General features: G+C 41.0%; 5 protein-coding genes and 3 pseudogenes. 1 reads left to right on the forward strand and 7 read right to left on the reverse strand.

Annotated features, from left to right (window positions below):
- Positions 1–73: 73 nt before the first annotated feature.
- Positions 74–412, reverse strand: a pseudogene (locus tag V7K25_RS14790) (hypothetical protein); the annotation flags it as partial.
- A gap of 134 nt (positions 413–546) precedes the next feature.
- Between V7K25_RS14790 and V7K25_RS14795 the strand changes: the two are divergent.
- A pseudogene (locus V7K25_RS14795) lies at positions 547–807 on the forward strand (transposase); the annotation flags it as partial.
- 408 nt (positions 808–1215) lie between these two features.
- Here the strand turns inward: V7K25_RS14795 and V7K25_RS14800 are convergent.
- From V7K25_RS14800 to V7K25_RS14825, 6 genes and pseudogenes are all read right to left on the reverse strand, one after another.
- Positions 1216–5508 carry a non-ribosomal peptide synthetase gene (locus V7K25_RS14800; protein ID WP_335159098.1) on the reverse strand — a complete coding sequence of 1431 codons (4293 nt, stop codon included), beginning with the start codon at positions 5506–5508 and terminating at the stop codon, positions 1216–1218.
- Positions 5505–8786 (reverse strand): non-ribosomal peptide synthetase, encoded by a 3282-nt coding sequence (locus V7K25_RS14805; protein WP_335159100.1) that lies wholly within the window; start codon positions 8784–8786, stop codon positions 5505–5507. Before V7K25_RS14805 ends, V7K25_RS14800 begins: the two co-directional genes overlap by 4 nt.
- A 77-nt stretch (positions 8787–8863) precedes the next feature.
- Positions 8864–9997, reverse strand: coding sequence for an acyltransferase family protein (locus tag V7K25_RS14810; protein ID WP_335159102.1), 1134 nt, complete (start codon positions 9995–9997; stop codon positions 8864–8866).
- A gap of 41 nt (positions 9998–10038) precedes the next feature.
- Positions 10039–11139: a cupin-like domain-containing protein gene (locus V7K25_RS14815; protein WP_335159104.1), complete on the reverse strand. Its 1101-nt coding sequence runs from the start codon at positions 11137–11139 to the stop codon at positions 10039–10041.
- Positions 11140–11685: 546 nt separating this feature from the next.
- Positions 11686–16596: an aminotransferase class III-fold pyridoxal phosphate-dependent enzyme gene (locus tag V7K25_RS14820; protein WP_335159106.1), complete on the reverse strand. Its 4911-nt coding sequence runs from the start codon at positions 16594–16596 to the stop codon at positions 11686–11688.
- A 12-nt stretch (positions 16597–16608) separates the two neighbouring features.
- Positions 16609–18576, reverse strand: a pseudogene (locus V7K25_RS14825) (non-ribosomal peptide synthetase); the annotation flags it as partial.
- Positions 18577–19417: the final 841 nt, after the last annotated feature.

Raw genomic sequence — 19417 nt, forward strand, 5'->3', positions numbered from 1 at the left:
GCCAATGTGCCGTCCATACTACAACTTCGCTGTGCCTACCTCAATGGTCAACTTGCTATCTAATGTCTTTGCAAAAATGGGATGCTCCCGTTGCATACAACGTCTCTACAGGAGTGAAATATTCTTTAAGAGAAATCCCCTCAAAATCTTCCATTACCAATGCATAGCTATTTTGGTAAGGTTCTAGGCTGTAGGTTTGGATGATTAGAGGTGAATTGAGATTTTTGGCAATGGTGTATTGATTGCGAAACTGTACCAATTCGCTGAAGCTGGGATAAGAATTTTTCAGCACTTTTATAACTACAGGTAATGAGTCAGTTTCTCGATACCCTCGATAAACCAAGGTTCTCAAACCATTGTAGATTTCTTCGCTGATGCGGTATCCGGGAAGGCTGGCAAAAGTGCTGACCATACTGCTAAATTTTGGTGATTTCTTAATTTAGTGTTCCCAAATGGGTAACACCAGTTTTAGATCGGGTAGTAAACCTTATTTTGCCTTGACTTTAAATAAGTTCCACCGCCGACTATTGTTGCCGAACGGGATAAATCAGAACGCGATCGCTACCAAAACCTGGAAGATTTGAACAGCCACAGTCACTCCCAGTCGTAGTTAATTTCCACGGAGGGCAGGTAACATCAGATGCTGGGTTAAGCTTAATTGCGGAACTAGATAGAAAACTTCAAATAACATCACGATTAGCAGGATGTTTCCAAGATTACCGTCAGGTAAACCGAATGTTGCATCCAATAGAAAGCTTAATTGCACAACGGATATACGGGTTAATCATGGGATACGAAGATTTGGACGTGACTCCACTTGTCCAAATACGAACTTGGACGGTATAGAATTATTTTTATTTGGCGTCATACTTTAAACTGCTAAAACTGTTTTGCAATATACATTTTGGCAGTTTTTGACCCCTCTTTTTTCAATCTTGGTGAGAAATCCGGGTTTACCCCAATTTTGGCCTTAACCGAGAAGTATTGCGGTTACAAATCCAGTTTCAGACTTATGCAAAGGCTTGATTAGCGATCGCATTTACACATATATCAAGCTGCGAGTGGAAGTTATTACCCGCGAATAAAACAACCCCATCCCGGAAGTGAGATGAGGTTGCAAAGCTGTAACTACAACATAATTAAGGATTCAGAGGTGAGAAGCAAAACGTTATAATCTTTGTGCCTGAATTATATTTTCTATAAGTCTACAAATATTCAGGTTTCTGCAATAATTTGATCTATGCAATCCTTCATTTTTTTGGACACAGATCGTACATGGGGTTCTTTAAAAATGGAATTATGAATCCCAGAAATATCATAGATATCCACTCCCCCTAATGCCAATTTACCCCAACCCATTTTGGAATCAGCCTCTCGTTGTCCAACTACAAGACCATCTTCTGTTCGGAATACAGTTGCTCGACCTGAGTAAACTTGTAGAACATATTTTCTTAGTGCTTGTCTGGTAGCCTCTTCCACCATAAATTTCCGGTTGGAATAAGGTAAGGGGCGACCGATAATCAAGTGAAAGTGAAAGACAATCCGCCAGAGGATCTCTTTGATTTGAGACTTAAGCCGATCTGTATTTCTTTTTACCTGCTCAAAAACATAGTTAGATGCAATTGTTAAAAAACTCTTATGGCTAGAGGCTGTCTTTTGCAATGGCACAGACTCGATATTTCTTAACCCATAGGTATCAAATAAAACCAAAAAAGCTACTTTCTTACCTTGCATGACCAATTGCCGAGCCATCTCATAAGCAATTATCCCCCCAGAAGAATATCCACCAATAAAATAAGGCTCATGGGGCTGAATAGTCTGGATTTGCTGAATGTAGTGCGCTGCCATGCTTTCAATCCGGGTATATGGAAGCTGTTTTCCATCTAACCCTTGTGGTTGTAGTCCATAAAATGGTTGATCTGATCCTAAATGCACTGCCAATTCACGGAAACGTAGAACTTCTCCACTAAAACCATGTACACAAAAGAAAGGAGGCTTAGAACCGTTGGGTTGAATAGCTACCAAAGATGACCAAGGAACTGATGTTTCAGACTTGACATCATCTGTTGGCGTTGCCGCAACCCCAGGTTTTGAGCATCTTTCTCGCTCAACAATATTAGCTAACTGCTCAATAGTTGGTGCTTGCAAGAGGATAGATAGAGCTAGATTTTTGCCTGCGATCTTTTCAATCTGAGAAAACAGACGTACTGCCAGCAGTGAGTGTCCACCCAAATCAAAAAAGTTGTCTGTTATTCCAATTGGGTGAACTCCTAAAACATTTTCCCAAATTTCTGTTAATTGAAGTTGTAATGGATTTTCTGCTGTAGCAAATATTTTTTCTATTTTAGAAGTAGTTGGATTAAGCGCAGCTAAGGCTTTGTAATCAACTTGGCCATTAGCATTCAATGGCAAAGAATCGACTATGACAAAAGCAGAAGGCAACAAATGCTCAGACAGCTTTTGCTGGAGAAAACTCAGTAGTTGCTCGCTCCCAAAAGTCTCACCTTGTTTGGGAACCAAATAAGCAACTAGATGTTTATCCCCAGGAACATCTTCTCTGGCAATCACTACAGTGTTCTGCACGCCTGGATATTGACCCAAAATTGTCTCAATTTCTGTCAAGTCAATCCGAAATCCGCGAATTTTAGCCTGATTGTCTTGACGGCCAATCAACTCAATATTGCCGTCATTTAAGTAGCGTCCTAAGTCGCCACTTCTGTAAAGGTATGACCCAGATTCGCTGCTAAAGGGATTGGGGATAAATTTCTCAGATGTTAATTCAAGACGGTTAAAGTAACCTTGTGTAATACCGATACCACTGATGTAGATTTCGCCAGTAACGCCAATCGGTAGGGGTTGCGATCGCCGATCGAGAATGTAGATTTGGGTATTAGCGATCGCTTTTCCTATAGGAATTTCTGGACGAGTACTACTGGCTTCAGCGGCAGTTTCTGGATCGTAAACCGTGGTGGTTAAAGTTGTTTCTAATGAGCCATAGGCATTGAGCCAGCGTACTTGCTTGCCAACTTTTTCTACCCAAGTTAAATAAGCATTGCGTGAAACTTTTTCACCACCAACCATCACTAAGCGTAAAATGGCTGGCAAGCTTTGTGGAGATACAGATGGCTCTTTAATTAACTCATACCAAAAAGAAGTAGATATATTAACAACGGTAATCTGTTGTTGAGCGATGAATGGGAAAAACTGCGCCGTCGAGTTTTGTAGCTCTTGAGCCTGGAGAATTGCGGTAGCACCAGTAATCCAAGTGGGGAAGAGTGATTCAATGAAAGTATCGCAGCTAATACTAGATATAAGTAGTAGGCGATCGCTCTGGCTCAACTCCCAAGTTTCACTGATTGCTAGGCTGTGGGTGACGAGATTATGGTGGGTAATGGCTATTCCGTTGGGTTTTCTATTGGAGCCGGACACATACATCACACAGGCGAGAGTGATATCTGTGGTGTGACAGTCTGGATTTTCAGTCGCGTGTACGGCGATCGCTTCCCAATCACTATCCAAACAGATAACTTGTACCTGATGCTCAGAGAGTTTTTCAACCAATGAGCTTTGGGTTAACACTAAGGATATTCGGGTATCTTCTAAAATGAAAGCTAGACCATTTTGCCCAGATGTCGGAGCTATCGGTACGTAAGTTCCCCCTGCTTTCAAAATACCCAACAGCCCTACAATCATCTCTAGGGAAGGCTCAACATAAAGACCGACGAGTATCCCCGATTTTACCCCTAAAGTTTGCAAATAATGGGCTAGCTGATTTGCACGCTGGTTGAGTTCCTGATAGGTTAGTTGCTGACTTTCAAAACTTACTGCAATATTATTTGGAGTTCGTTTAGCTTGAGCCTCAAACCACTGATGGATACAAGTATTTTGAGGATAATTAGCCTGTTTACCATGCCAATCAATCAACACTTGATGTTGTTCACCTGCTGTCAACAAGGGTAATTCAGATATCGGCTGATCGAGATTAGCGACAATACCTTCTAGTAAAGTTTTGAAGTGTCCCAACATCCGCTCTATGGTACTGGCATCAAACATTTCGGCATTGTAATCAAATACCATGCCCAGACCATTATCCTGTTCCCGCAAGACTAATGTCAGATCGTATTTGGTTTTACCATGATATATATAGCCAAATAGAGAAGTGATAGTCAAATCAGGTAGTTGCACTGCTCCCATACCACGACCATTCGACCAAGGAGGATTGAGGGAGAACTTTACCTGAAATAAAGGCGAACTGTTCCGACTTTGTTGTTCTGGTCTAAGTTCTTCAATTAGTCTCTCAAATGGTAAGTCTTGATGGCTATAAGCCTCTAAGCAATCCTTACGCACTCGGTCTAATAATTGTCGGAAAGTTGGGTTTCCTGCTAAGTTACTCCGCAGTACAAGAGTATTAGAGAAAAATCCAATCAGCCTCTCGGTTTCTACTTGTCCCCGACTTGCACTTGCAAAGCTAATGAGTAGGTCTTCTTGTGCAGAATAACGGTAGAGCAATAGCTCAAACACTGTCAGTAGAGTCATGAACAGCGTGACACCCCATTTTTGACTCAGGTTTGTCAGGGTATGGTTGAGCGTCTTTGGTAGCAGTAGGGCCGCGCGATCGCCTTGGTAAGTTTGCACACCTTGAGGACGGGGATGATCGTAAGGTAACTTAATGATTGGTAAATTGCCTTCTAGCTTTTGCTTCCAGTAGTTTACCTGTGACTCTAAAACCTCTCCCTGGAGCCATTGATATTGCCAATTGGTAAAATCAGCATACTGCACTGGTAAGGGAGTTAAGGGAGAAGCTTTCCCAGCCGACAATGCTTTATAGATGGTAGTGAAGTCTTGATAGAATACATCAGAAGAAGCTCCATCACAAACTATGCAGTGCATATTCCAGATTAGCAAATGTTCGCGATCGCAAAAGCGCAGCAACAGCAACCGCAAAATCGGCCCATTGCCTAGATTAAAGGGTTGATGAGCTTCTTTAGTTGCCAGTAGGTAGGCTTCTGCCTCCCGTTTTTCATCTGGTATTTGCCGCAAGTCAATTATAGGCAGTGTCAAAGAAACATCGGTAGCGATAACTTGAGTCGGCTTTCCATTCACTGCTGGAAAAGTTGTCCGCAGAACTTCATGGCGGCGGACCACTTCTTTCAAACTTTCCTCTAGGACAGCAACATTCAGGTTCCCCGTAAAACGCACCACAACTGGCATATTATTTGAGGAACTAGCAGGTTCAAACTGATGAAGGAACCATATCCGTTGCTGACCAAAGGAAAGCGGCAAGTTGCCATTCCGTTCACAAGCAACAATTGGAGGAATCTGTGAACTGGCAGCTGTATTTATTTGTCGGAGAAAGTTGATGATTGCGGCTTTTTGCGTTTTTAACTCAGTCAGCAATTCCGGCGTGAGACTGTCTTTTGCCGCCCGATAGCGTAAGCGTTCGCCCTCTAGCCAAAGTTTAACATCGCGCTGACGTAGCTCAGATAGTAGTTCATCCAATGTTTTCATAGCTCACCTTCCTCGTAATCATCAGCTATTTCACTATCAGCAGCCTGAACTCCTTGGGTTGCCCAGCGCAGAGTTTCCACTCGTTCAGCCAAATCTGCTATAGTTGGTAATTCAAATAAATTGGACATCAGGATTTCTACTTGCAAGGCTTGGCGCAGTCGAGAAACCACTTGAATTCCTAGTAGAGAATATCCACCTAGTTCAAAAAAGTTGTCGTAAATCCCAACCCGTTTAATATTCAAAACCTGTGTCCAGATATCTGCAATCTTCTGCTCAATGGGAGTACGAGGCGCTACATAATTTGCTTCCAGTTCTGGACGGAAAGAATCAGGCTTTGGTAGTGCCCGACGATCAACTTTGCCGTTAGCATTTAGCGGCAAGGCTTCCAGCGCCACAAAAATCTTTGGCACCATGTACTCAGGAAGCTGTTGTTTTAAGAATCGCCGTAATTCGGAGATGATTTGTGGGCTATCTTGACCAACTTCTGCTACAAAATAACCAACCAGTAATTTCTCTCCAGGAATATCTTCTCGAACAATTACTACTGCTTCTTTTACTGCTGGATGTTGCAAAAGTGCGATTTCAATTTCACCCAATTCTATGCGGAAACCGCTCACTTTTACCTGATGGTCAATACGACCAAGATATTCAATCTCTCCATCTGGCAAATAGCGCCCCAAGTCTCCAGTTTTATACAAGCGTGATTGCGAATCTGAGCTAAAAGGGTTGGCAATAAATCTCTCAGCAGTCAGATCAGGGCGATTGAAATATTCTCGTGCTAGACCATCGCCACCAATATACAACTCACCTATGATTCCAATGGGAACTGGTTGTAAATGGGAGTCCAAGATATAAACTTGGGTATTAGCAATGGGGCGACCAATAGGAATAGAAGCCCCTGGCTTTAGTGGTGCTGTAATATCATAGCAGCAGGTAAAAGTTGTACTTTCTGTCGGACCGTAACCATTAATTAGTCTACAGTTTTCTACTGTGTTCAGAAATTTCTGGACGTGGGGAACCGATAAAACATCACCACCTGCTAACAGTTGACGTAAGGGTTTTAAGGCATCAATTTTTTCATCAACTATCAAATGGAATAAACCCGCCGTTAACCACAGGGTTGTCACTTGATATTGCTGAATAATTTGCCCTAATTCGTCTAAAGATGGAGTATGGGGAGGGAATATTATTAGTTTTCCACCGTTAAGCAAACAACCCCAAATTTCAAAGGTTGAAGCGTCGAAGGAGATAGGACTAATTTGCAGAAATACTTCCTTTGGAGTGAGATTTATATAATTAGTTTCTTTGACTAATCTAACTACACCTTGATGGATAACACTAACACCTTTGGGCTGACCTGTAGAACCAGATGTGTACATTACATAAGCCAAGTTGTTAGCTTTGACACTATTAATTGAATTCTCTGGTGTTGTTTGGTTGATATTATCCCAGTCGGTATCTAGGCAAATTACACTTGCTGTGTGATCGGGTAGTTTATCAACTAGCTGTTTTTGAGTCAATAATAATTTGATCTGGGTGTCTGAAAGCATGAAAGCCAAGCGTTCTTGCGGATAACCCGGATCTAGGGGTACGTAAGCTCCACCTGCTTTCAGAATCCCTAAAAGACCTACTACCATTTCTAAAGAGCGCTCTACGCAGATTCCCACAAGAACATCTGCGCCTACTCCTAGTGTTTGCAGGTATTGCGCTAATTGATTCGCACGAATATTTAACTCTCGATAAGTAAGTTGCTGTTCTTGAAATACCAACGCTACTGCATCGGGGGTACGCTCTACCTGCTCTTCAAATAACTGATGAATGCATTTATCTTGCGGATAGTCTGTTTGAGTCTGGTTCCATGTTGCTAATAACTGTTGCTCAACGGCTGGCAAAATGGGCAATTTCGCAATAGCTTGATTAGGGTTAGCAACTATACCCAATAACAAAGTTTCAAACTCTGCCATCCGGTGGCGGATAGTGTCAGCGTCAAATAAATTAGTGTTGTACTGACATTCTAGGATCATCTGACCACGTAATTCCGTAGCGTTGATGAACAGTTCAAAATTCTCGAAGGCGCGAGGGTTAGAGAAAAATTCTACCTCCAACCCAGTGAAGGGGAGTTTATCACTATCTAAACCCTGATCGATATTAAATGTAATTGGAACTAAAGGAATGCGGCTAGAATCCCGTGGAAATACTAATTTTTTGACTAAACTGCCAAAGGTAAATTGTTGATGATCATAAGCATCTAACACAGCCGATCGCCGCGATCGCAAGTAGTCGCTGAAAGATTTTTCGCCATCAATCTGGCTACGCAAGGGTAGTAAATTTACACAGTGACCTACAAGATTATATTGCCCTAAAGTAGCTTGTCCAGCGGCTGGAATACCTACAACCAAGTCGTTTTGTCCTGTCAGACGGTGTAGCCAGACCTCGAATCCTGCCAGGATAGTAGTCATGAAGCTACAACCAAGTTTTGTCCTTAGTTGTTTGAGGTTGGCAACTAGTTCGGGAGCTAAATGCCAATCTTCGCGGGCAGCGTTAAAGGTTCTGAGTGGTGGACGAGGGCGATCGCTAGGGAAATCTAGCACAGGTACAGAGTCAGCGAATTGTTCCAACCAGTATTTTTCTGTAGCGATCGCTTCTGGACTATCTGCCTCTTCTTCCTGCAAAATCGCATATTCACTTAAGTAGTCTGGTTCTTCCAATTCAGGAACAATACCCTGTTGCAAGCCAGAATAGAGTTTACCCAAATCTGGCATTAGCACCGCCCAAGACCAACCATCACAAATAAGATGATGGGCTGTCAAAGTAGCTAGATGCTCCTGCGGCTGCAATTTGACAATTTTTGCCCGAAATAGAGGGCCGTGTTCCAAATCAAAAGGTTGCTCTACTTCTTGTTGCAAGATACTAGCTAATTTTTCCTGTTTTTCCTGTGGTTCCAGGTTAGCAAGATCAATAATAGGGATTTCAATTTGTCGAGAAGCAACAATGCAGAGTGTATTGCCATCGGTACTAAAAGTTGTTCGTAGTGCTTCATGACGTTGTACTAACTTTTCCACCGCAGACTGGAAAACTTTGACATCAAGTTCGCCTCTTAGTCGCAGAGATTGAGACTCGTTATAAGCACAATTGGCAGCATCTCCCATTTGCACAGAAGCCCAAATTTCTTTTTGTGATTCTGTGGCAGGGGCGGTTAGAAGTAATTCTCCATCTGCGAATGGATCAAAATCAACCGCAGTCAATCTGGATTGGTAATCTACAGGTGATAAGCTCATAAAACTCTCTTCTTTTCTCAGTTTATTCAATGTGGTTAAATTTAAATTTTCTTGACAAACTACTGACATTCAATACATTATTTAACCAAGATTGTAGATTTTAAATAATTACGCATAGGAACTTCTACAAATCTATATGTAAATGATGCAGTCAATAATACAATCATAAGAAATACTCCTAAAGATGTCAATGCTTGATATTCTGTGAAACTTTTGCCAAAAACATCGTTAAAATTAGAAAGCCACAATAGTTTTAATAGTTCCTGTAAAAACCAATGAACCATATAAATTGAGTAAGATATAGTGCCGAGATATAGCATTAAGCGTGAATTCAAAAAATTTGATATCATGCTATTATTGTTGACAGATACACCTAAAATTAATAGAGAAAAAGCTGGTAGAAGTAGCCAATCATGAAGGTTACGAAAATGATCCCAGTAGTAATGCATAATCAAAAGTATCCAAGTTGTGGCTAGAATTGCCAGTAAATTAAGATTGAAATATTTTTTATAATTACCTCTACGATAGACTTTGTAAGTTATAATGCCAAGTACACATTCTAGACCACATCTAGCGATCGAAGGAATGCCAACAATACTATCTAAATTCCCACGGGTAAAGGTAATTAGTAGTAATATGTTAAAGAGAGTGCAGCTATAAATAATCAAATCATTTTTAGGGCTATTCCTTAATAAAAAAAGCAATAAAAATGGAAATAGACAGTAAATAACAAACTCTACACTAATTGACCAAGCAGGTTCATTCCAATAGGTATCACACCATAATAAAGGTGGACAATTTAGGTCAAATGCTTGTAGAAGAAAAATATTTGCAAAAAGAGCAGTTAAGTTAAATTTACCTGTGAAAGCAGAAGTATTTAGTAAGAGTGTTCTGACAATTTCTAATCCAACGAACAGAGATAAAATAAATATATGCAGAGGATAAATTCTAGCAAATCGCGAGAATAAATATGAGCGATATTTATCTAAGCTTACTTTTAAATAAAAATCCTCTATATAAACGTGGGTCATGATGAAACCACTCAGGATGAAGAAAAAGTCAACCCACAAATATCCATTTTTGAAAAAGTTGCTATAAGCTGATATAGTTGAACCTGTTTTAGGTAAAGCGTAGTAAGAGAAATGGTGTATAACAACAACCAAGGCTGCAATACCACGTAGAGAAGTCAGCGATTTGATGTGTTTATACATTGATATTCTTGGCGTTCAATGATGTTAAGAATACAAAAAACTCAATTGGAATCTAGGGATGCTAAGAGTTTTCCTAGATTGTCTAGATAGGAAGAAATATTAGATTCAATAATAGTAAGTTTACCCTGGTGATTTTTGAAAGAAGTTAACGAATTAACCAGATCGCGAGTCAAATCTTGGCTAAATTTATCCCAGTTCGAGTTAGTTAGACAATTCATTGTGACTGCAATTGAGGGGGTCAACATGCGTGTTGTATGCCACCACCCACTTGGCACAAAAATAGTTTCTCCTGGCTTGACAATTACTTTAATAGGAGTTGCCTTTACAAACAGTGGAAACTGCTCTAAATCTGGCTGATGGATATCTGGAATTAAGGATCTATTTGATGACATATCAACTGGATAGAGATATTCAGTTTGAACGGGTGAGAAAAGGGTAAACTCTTTTTCCCCATAAACCTGCATGATAAAAGCATGTAAGTGCCAATAATCAAAGTGTAAGATTGGGAATTTTGTCCCTTGACCTGCAATTAAAAGCTCCAAAAAAGCATTTCGCTGTTTTACTGGATCGGCTGCTGGGATGTAAAGCATCGGACTCAAGAGCCAATTATACTGAGAGTAAAGTAGTGTAGGTTCAATATCTGCAAGTAGTTCAGTGAATAGTCCGGGAATATCAGTATCTTTGAGATATGAACAAGGTTTTTCTTCAGTAGAAGCTAGAACTAAATCAATAAAATTCCGTAATTTATAGCGTTGAGTATCAACAGTTACTTCTTTGGAACCATAGTTGTTTTTAAAGAATTCAGGAGTCCATGTTGACAATGCTTTCCAATCTTGGATTGCATCAGTGATAACAACAGGTTGCAATGGGTTTAGATATCGACTAGCAAACTCTTTATAGGATAAGTTAGCTACTTTATCAACAGTAATATTTTCTGGTTTAGCTATTAAGCTTCCATAATAATTTGTATTAGTAGGATGGGGTTGGCTTAGGAAATTTAGAATCTCTTCTTTGCGATCTTTCATTTGAGCGAGTAAATCAGGAGTCAGTTTTTCCTTAGGAGCTTTATAGCGTAAGTTACCGCCTTCAATCCATAACTTTACATCTAACTGTTGAAGCTCTGATACAAACTTATCAACCATTTTCATATGTTTATTTACTAGGGAATTGATCGAATTATGCTTATTCGTGGATGGTTTAGGTAGTGACATATCGAAAAACCTCAGTAAGTCGGCACAAAAAAAGCAAACAAGGCTCAAACCTTTTCTCCGTGCTTTATCCCAATGATAATTATTTATACCGACTTACTTAATCTGAAATATTGTATGTGCTTTGTTTTCAATAATTACGACAGGTGATTATGGCTTTAGCGACTTCACTGCATGTTGAAATTTCGTTCTTCCTTGACTCAGGATAGTATTTGCAAGTTCAACTAAGCGCGGGATCTCAAACAAAGGATGTCCCGCAAGGTTATACGAAAACATAAAATGAGAGCGGTTGAAGTTTTCTCGGAAGTTTGAAGGGTCACTTTGAATGATTTGTTCAGGAAGCTTCAGATCGGACTTGATAGAACTATGTTCAAGTAGATTATCAACTGACATACAAAACCTTGATGGATGAGTATTTGCTATTTGCAAAAATTATTGACGCTCACTAAATTTTCTAGGCGATTGATTTTTCAAAACACTTCAGGAAACACTGGCAACTTGTAGATATTTGCCGGGTCGTTTGGTATCAGGAATATACCAGGCGGGGTTTCCTTGAGGATCTCGTCCTAATTTGGCATCAGGTTGCGGAGGACGATTACGTAGGCTGTTATTGGTAACTTCGCGGTTTGTTACTTCTATGGGCGGTGCAGACAAGAAGCCAGCAGACTGCATTTCGGTAATACTTTCTTTGAAGGCTGCCATTACGAAAGCTAGATCGGCTTCGGAATGGGCTGTCGTCAAGAAACAAGGACGATGATCCCAAGTATGCACTCCCTTATCCCGCAGCAAGTAAAATAGTAAATCTCCGTAGGGGAACTCTGCTAAAGACTTCACCATGAAGAGGGAGCCGAAATTATAAGCTGTAAACGGAGCCTGCACTTGCTGGAAATAGCCCATAAGTTCCGCTACAAACTTATCGGTTCTTGCATTGAGATTTTGCTGCAAGCTGGGGCCACTTTGTTTTAAATGCTGAAGTACTGCTTTGGCTGCTGCTAGTGCTAAAGGATGGCGGACGAAAGTGCCAGCGAAGTAAGTCACGCCTACTTCTGGTACGGAGTCATCGCCAAACTGCCAAAACCCACCATCTAGAGCATCCATATATTGGGATTTGCCAGCAATGACTCCAATTGGTAGCCCACCGCCCACAATCTTACCGTAGGTTGCTATATCAGCTTTGATACCGAAATGTGCTTGAGCGCCGCCTGGATGAATTCTAAATCCGGTAACGATTTCATCAAAAATTAGGGCAATACCAGCTTCTTCCGTGAAATCACGCAATTGCTGAAGGAATTTTTTGGGCTGGTATTCAGGGCGACGGCTTTGCACAGATTCCACCATCACTGCTGCTAACTCATCAGCCCGACTTCTGAGGATTTCTAGAGACTCAGGCGAATCGTAGTCCACCACCAAAATATTCTCTACCATTTCCGGTGGGATACCAGGAGCAGCGGGAATTGACCTTAGTTTCTTTGTACCCCGAACAATTACTTCATCCAAAATACCGTGATAAGCTCCAGAAAAGATGGCGATTAAGTTACGCCCTGTGATGGTGCGTGCCATCCGCATTGCTCCTAGCACCGCTTCCGAACCTGTGTTACAAAAGGCTGCTCGATCAAAGTTGGTCAATTCACACATCAACTTTGCCACTTCTCCAACTAAGGGAGTCTGGGGGCCAATTTCCATACCGAGTTTCAGTTGTGCTTCAATTGCTTCGGTAATGAAAGGTGGCGACCAACCAAACAAATTTAAGCCAAAGCCATTGCTTAAATCGACATATTCATTACCATCAACGTCCCAAAGTTTAGAACCCGATGAACGAGACGCTACGATGGGGTAAACCATCTCTTTCATCGTCGGGTTAAACCCAGAAACAGTTCTTGGGTCTGCCAAATAAGGGCGATAGGATTGAGTATATTCTTTGGATTTTTTAGTTCGTTGTGTATATCTTTGGATAATTTTGTCTAGATGAGTCCGTTGTTGCGCTGTTAGAGTTTTAGTCTGGGTTTTTTCAATTCGAGCTGCCGCACCAAATGACTTTTTAGCGCCATTTGACTTTGTGTCTACCGATGCTTGTGATTCTTTGCTCGTTTGAGTAGCTGGGATAGATACAGCGTTTTGTGGTTTGACACCATTATTTTGAGATGTCGCCGCAGGTACAACTGGGATTGTTACAGATTGACTGTTGTTACCCAATAGTGCCAATTGCTGAGTCATGATTTGGAGCTGCTGATTAATCACATTTTCTAGAAAACTGGATGCAGCAGGTTGGTGAGAAATCTGAGGTGCAGAGCCATTTGTATGAACTTCATGCACTACCAAAGTGGGTGATGTGGTTGCAGGTGCTGGTAATGCTACTTCTGGAATGAGTTCTGCAACGGTTTCTGTTAATCCTAATGTGGATAAAGTTTCGGGAGACAAGGCTGGATTGATAAAGTCAGCCAGTGTTCCTAAATTGGGGTAAATTTCTAGTAACTGCCTAAGTGTTACCTTGACTTGAAATTTTTTCTTTAACGCTAGACCGACTTGTGTTAAAGATAAGGAATCTAATCCCATTTCTAAAAACGTTGTCGAGTCGTCAACACTAGCGATTTCCAATCCAGATGTTTCTTCGATAATGTCTTTAAGTAGAGAAATAAGCTTTTGCTGAGGGGATATTGTCATAGTTTGGGTTTTCTCTAATAACTGAGGATTTGAAAGTTTGGGAATTTCTGCGCGATTGGGATGAGGTAGAGGATCAATCCAGAAGCGTTGGCGTTCAAAGGGATAAGTAGGCAAAGGAATTCGTTGCCGCGTTTCCTTTTGATAGAAGTTGCTCCAGTCAATAGATACTCCTGCTAGCCACAGTTGTCCTACTGCCTTGAGTAATGCCGTCCATTCGGCTTCGTTCTCAGCATTATCATTGAGAGAAGCGATGGCTATCTGTTGTTTAATATCTTTTGCTTGTTGGCGGGCTAAGGTCGTAGTTGTGATTCGCGGCCCCACCTCTAACAGTAAGCGTTCTGGCTGCTGCCATAGGGTTTGTACGCCCTCGGCAAATCGCACAGTCTGACGTAAATGTGTAGCCCAATACATCGGATCAGTTGCTTGCTGGGCTGTAATCCAGTCGGCGCTAACTGTGGAAACAAAGGGAATTTGGGGAGGTGATAATTTAACTTTCCCAACGACCTCAGCAAAGGGGGCAATGATGCTATCCATCATTGGGGAGTGGAAAGCGTGGGAAGTGTGTAAATGGCGACAGACTACTTCTTCGCTTTCTAATTGTTTTTGCAGAGCCGCGATCGCCTCTGTTGGCCCAGAAACGACACACAGGGAGGGGCCGTTAATTGCTGCGATCGCTAGTTCTGCACTTAATCGCGGCTTTACCTCTTTGGCTGGTAGGCGGACTGAGAGCATAGCCCCTTGCGGTAAGTCCCACATTAAGCGGCCGCGAGTTGCAACCAACATCAGCGCATCTTCTAAGGTGAATACACCCGCAATACAGGCGGCGACAAATTCGCCAATACTGTGACCAATCATGGCTTGAGGCTTAACTCCCCAACTTTGCCACAGTTGCGCTAAAGCGTATTCAATGACGAACAATGCTGGTTGGGTAAAGCAGGTTTGCCGCAGGAAGATAGCCGCAGTTTCGCGCTCGCTTGCGACTGGATACAGTATTTCTCGTAAATCCTTGCCCAACAAAGGTTTAAGAATTTCAGCACATCGATCTACTACCTCCTGAAATACAGGTTCGCGGTTGTAGAGATTCAGTCCCATGTTCACATATTGCGACCCTTGTCCTGGGAACATGAAAACAACGGCTGGATTGCGGATTTCTGTATGCCGGGTACTTACTTGATTTGGATCTAAAGATTGTAGCGCTGCGATCGCATCTGTTATGTCGTGACAAACTACACTGCGCCGATAGTTGAAGGCTTTGCGTCCTCGCTGTAAGGTATAAGCTACATCGGCTAAGTTAATTTCGGCGTTGTACTGTAAATGTTGCAGTAAATTCGCTGTTGCAACTTCTAAGGCTTTATTAGTTTTTGCTGAGAGCAACAATAGCTGCTGTGGGCGCGAAGCACCGGAATTTGTAATTTGTGGGGCTTCTTCTAGCACTATATGAGCATTGGTACCGCCGACACCAAAAGAACTCACACCGGCTCGTCGTGGAGTTTCACCCTCCGACCATTCAGCTAGTTTGGTATTGACATAGAAGGGGCTGTTGGCAAAGTCAATCTTGGGGTTAGGAGCCTCAAAATTTAAGCTAGGTGGAATCTTTTTATAATGCAGGGCGAGAGCGGTTTTAATTAACCCTGCTACTCCAGCCGCAGCAACTAAATGTCCAACATTGCTTTTAAGAGAGCCGATCGCACAAAATTGTTTAGCATTTGTATGTACACGAAATGCTTGTGTCAGCGCTTCAATTTCAATTGGGTCGCCTAAGGGTGTAGCTGTACCGTGAGCTTCAATATAAGAGATAGTTTCTGGGTGAAAGTTGGCATAAGCTTGCGCCATTGCAATGGCCTCTGCTTGTCCATCTACACTGGGAGCCGTAAAGCTCACCTTATCAGCGCCGTCATTATTGATACCAGAACCCCGAATTACAGCATAGATGCGATCGCCTTCATGAAGTGCATCTTCTAAACGTTTGAGGACAACCAGCCCTGCACCATTGTTAAACATTGTGCCCTGAGCGCTGGCATCAAAGGGACGACAATGCCCATTCCCAGACAGCATACTACCTTCTTGAGCCACATAGCCGCTATTTTGGGGCGTAGTCATCGATATACCGCCAGCTAAAGCCATATCACACTGATAGCTGCTTAAAGCTTGGCAAGCTTGAATAATTGCTACCAAAGAAGTAGAACAAGCCGTATTAACGCTGACAGCCGGGCCTTTGAGGTTCAGCTTGTAAGCAGCACGAGTGGTCAAAAAGTCTTTTTCATTTGCTAGCATCGTCTGGAACTCGCCGATGCGATCGACAATTTCCATACGTCCAGAAATGTGGTTAGCAAAATAAGTATTTTGACCGCAACCAGCGTACAAACCAATCAAACCCTCAAAAGACTCTGATTCATAACCAGCATTTTCTAGGGCTTCATAAGCCAACTCTAAAAACACTCTAGACTGTGGGTCCATAACCACAGCTTCGAGTGGATTAATACCAAAGAAAGCAGCATCAAAGGTTTCTCCCCCAGAAATGATTCCTCTAGCTTTCACGTAGCTAGGATCTTTGCAAAGGTTCGGGTCAATACTGGGATCTAGTTCTTCATCTTCAAAAAAAGTCGTTGACTCTAATCCCTCAGCCAGATTGCGCCAAAACTCATCGACATTTCCAGCGCCAGGAAATCTTCCTACCATACCAATAATGGCAACACCATCAATAGGATCTTGGTTATCGGATGCTTGCATATTCACCATTTCTTAAACACTTTGTTGATGATTACGGCGACGAGTTCTAGCTGCCTGTTGGCGTTGAGCGCGGTTTTGCAGCTTGTCAGAAGATGGTTGGCTATTCTGGTTTGAATGCAAATAGTTTGCTAAAGAGCCAATCGTTGAATACTGAAATAACTTCACAGCCGATAGCTTAATACCAAGTTTTTGTTGCACTCGCACAGCAACTTGCAGAATTGAGATTGAAGTTCCTCCCAAATCAAAGAAATTATCATCAATCCCAACGCGATCGATTTTGAGTAGTTCGCACAAAATACCTGCAAGCAGACGTTCTAAATCGGTTTGGGGAGCAATGTACGCTTGTTCCAGTTGTGGACGTTCTTTACTTGGCGCTGGCAATTTATGTCTATCTACTTTGCCATTTGCAGTCAAAGGCAGTGACTCTAAGATCACAAACGCTGATGGCACCATGTAATTAGGTAGTCGCTGTTGTAAAAAACTACGCAATTTATTGAGCGTGTCTCTACTGTTATAGTGAGGAACAATATAAGCTGTCAACTGTTTTTCACCTATTTCATCCTGACGAGCTAAAACGACAATTTCCCGAACGTCAGGATGTTGTGCGATTTCCCGTTCAATTTCCCCTAGTTCAATTCGGAAACCGCGAATTTTTACCTGATTATCAATGCGGCCTAAGAACTCGATATTGCCATTTGGAAGATAACGAGCTAAATCTCCAGTCTTGTATAGGCGCGTTGGTAAATTGCTATCAAAGGTGTGAGAAATAAATTTTTCAGCAGTCAAGTCGGGACGGTTTAAATAGCCTCTAGCTAATCCATCACCACCAATGTATAATTCGCCAATTTCTTCAATTGATACTGGTTGGAGGTTGTTATCTAATATATAAACTTGGGTATTAGCAATTGGGCGACCAATAGGAATAGAAACATCTAATTGCAGTGGCGCTGTGATAGAATGGCAGCAGGTAAAAGTTGTATTCTCAGTTGGACCATAGCCATTAATCAGCTGACAGTTATCCACTGTTTGGAGAAACTTCTGCACATGGGGAACAGATAAGACATCGCCACCGGCTAAAAGTTGACGCAAGGGTTTTAAAGCATCAATTTTTTCATCTACTATGAGGTGAAATAAGCCGGCTGTCAGCCAAAGAGTAGTAACTTGATATTGTTGAATAATCTGCCCTAACTCTTCTAAAGATGGTGTATGAGGAGGGCAAATTACTAGTCGCCCACCGTTAAGTAAGCAACCCCAAATTTCAAAAGTTGAAGCATCGAAGGAAATCGGAGCCAGTTGCAGAATTACTTCTTCATCTGTGAGGTAAACATAATTAGTTTCTTTAACTAACCTAACTACACCACGATGGATAACGCTAACACCTTTAGGTGTACCTGTAGAACCTGAGGTATACATTACATAAGCCAAGTTATCAGCAGTGATGCTAGTACTTAGATTCTCTTTTTTATTTTGGGCGATTTTATTCCAATCTGCATCTAGGCAAATTACAAATGCTGTATGAGTAGGTAATTTAGTAACTAGTTCTTTTTGAGTTAATAGTACTGATACCTGAGTATCTGACAGCATGAAAGCTAAACGTTCTTGTGGATAGCCTGGATCTAGTGGTACATAAGCTCCACCTGCTTTGAGGATAGCTAAAAGTGCTACAACCATTTCTAAGGATCGCTCTATGCAGATTCCTACAAGAGTTTCTGTTCCTACCCCTACTGTTTTGAGATATTGTGCTAGTTGGTTAGCACGACTATTCAAATCTTTATAAGTGAGATACTGATTATTAAAGATTAGTGCTATAGCATCAGGTGTTTTCTCTACTTGTGCTTCAAACAACTGATGAATACATGCTTGCTGAGGATAATTTGTTTGAGTGTGATTCCAGCTTACTAATAGCTGTTTTTCTAATTTTTTCAAGTTAGGTAATGTTAAATTGTTTCGTTCTAGATTATTTTCTAATGATAAAATTATATGATTCTTCATTACACATTATGCTAATTTTGCTTGATAAAACCTTGGAAACTTTGCTCTTCAATAAAAATGAAGGCTTTTTACTAACATTTTAGGGTTTTGGCAATGATTTGGGCTTTTGACCTTTATTTTTAAGCCAAGTTTTGATTTTTAACTAATAATTTGGCATAACAGGTACTGAATAACCAATTATATATTCATTTGTCAATTATGGCTCTTCCCTGGGTGTTATGCCAAACTTTAAACTAAAATTAGGGATTTTCCTTTAAGATTAAGGGTTTCAGGCAGTTACAACCTGGATTTTATCCCAAAATCTCAAACGTCAAGATTAAAAGCTGTATCTATTGCCAAGCAAGGGATATGAACTAATTTATAGACGTTTTTAGCATAACAAGTAATGAAGAACCATAATTATTTTGATTTTGATTTAATTAATTAGTTATTAATTTCATATTTAACTCACGATTTGTTTTGTAAATTATTAACTAATAGAGAGAGCTGAAATAACACGCAAGGATGTTAAAACCTTTATGCCTTTAACTATTAGCTTTTTTAGCTTTTAAATTTTATTTAAAGACTAATTTACCAACAAATTTATGCCGAAATCTTACAATGTTTGTATGAAAGGGCACTTACTCTAAAATTTAGTTCTCTCATTTTGACCTATTTACTTAAAATCGTAGTGATTTTCAATACATCTTCATTGAAAATTAAAATTTTAGAGATGGTTTGCAATGGGAGTGTTAACTCGGATTTATTACAAACTCAGAAAAAAGCGGAGCTTAAAACTGCTAAAGTATATATGGTAAGAATTTCAGTGGTTTAAACCGATAAATCGTTC

The sequence above is a fragment of the Nostoc sp. genome, assembly GCF_036919495.1.
Lineage (GTDB): Bacteria > Cyanobacteriota > Cyanobacteriia > Cyanobacteriales > Nostocaceae > Nostoc.

Bases quoted from the DNA above. Each gene is read 5' to 3' on its own strand.
- V7K25_RS14800 (WP_335159098.1), bottom strand. From the start codon at position 5,508: ATGAAAACATTGGATGAACTACTATCTGAGCTACGTCAGCGCGATGTT.
- V7K25_RS14805 (WP_335159100.1), bottom strand. From the start codon at position 8,786: ATGAGCTTATCACCTGTAGATTACCAATCCAGATTGACTGCGGTTGAT.
- V7K25_RS14810 (WP_335159102.1), bottom strand. From the start codon at position 9,997: ATGTATAAACACATCAAATCGCTGACTTCTCTACGTGGTATTGCAGCC.
- V7K25_RS14815 (WP_335159104.1), bottom strand. From the start codon at position 11,139: ATGGTTGATAAGTTTGTATCAGAGCTTCAACAGTTAGATGTAAAGTTA.
- V7K25_RS14820 (WP_335159106.1), bottom strand. From the start codon at position 16,596: ATGCAAGCATCCGATAACCAAGATCCTATTGATGGTGTTGCCATTATT.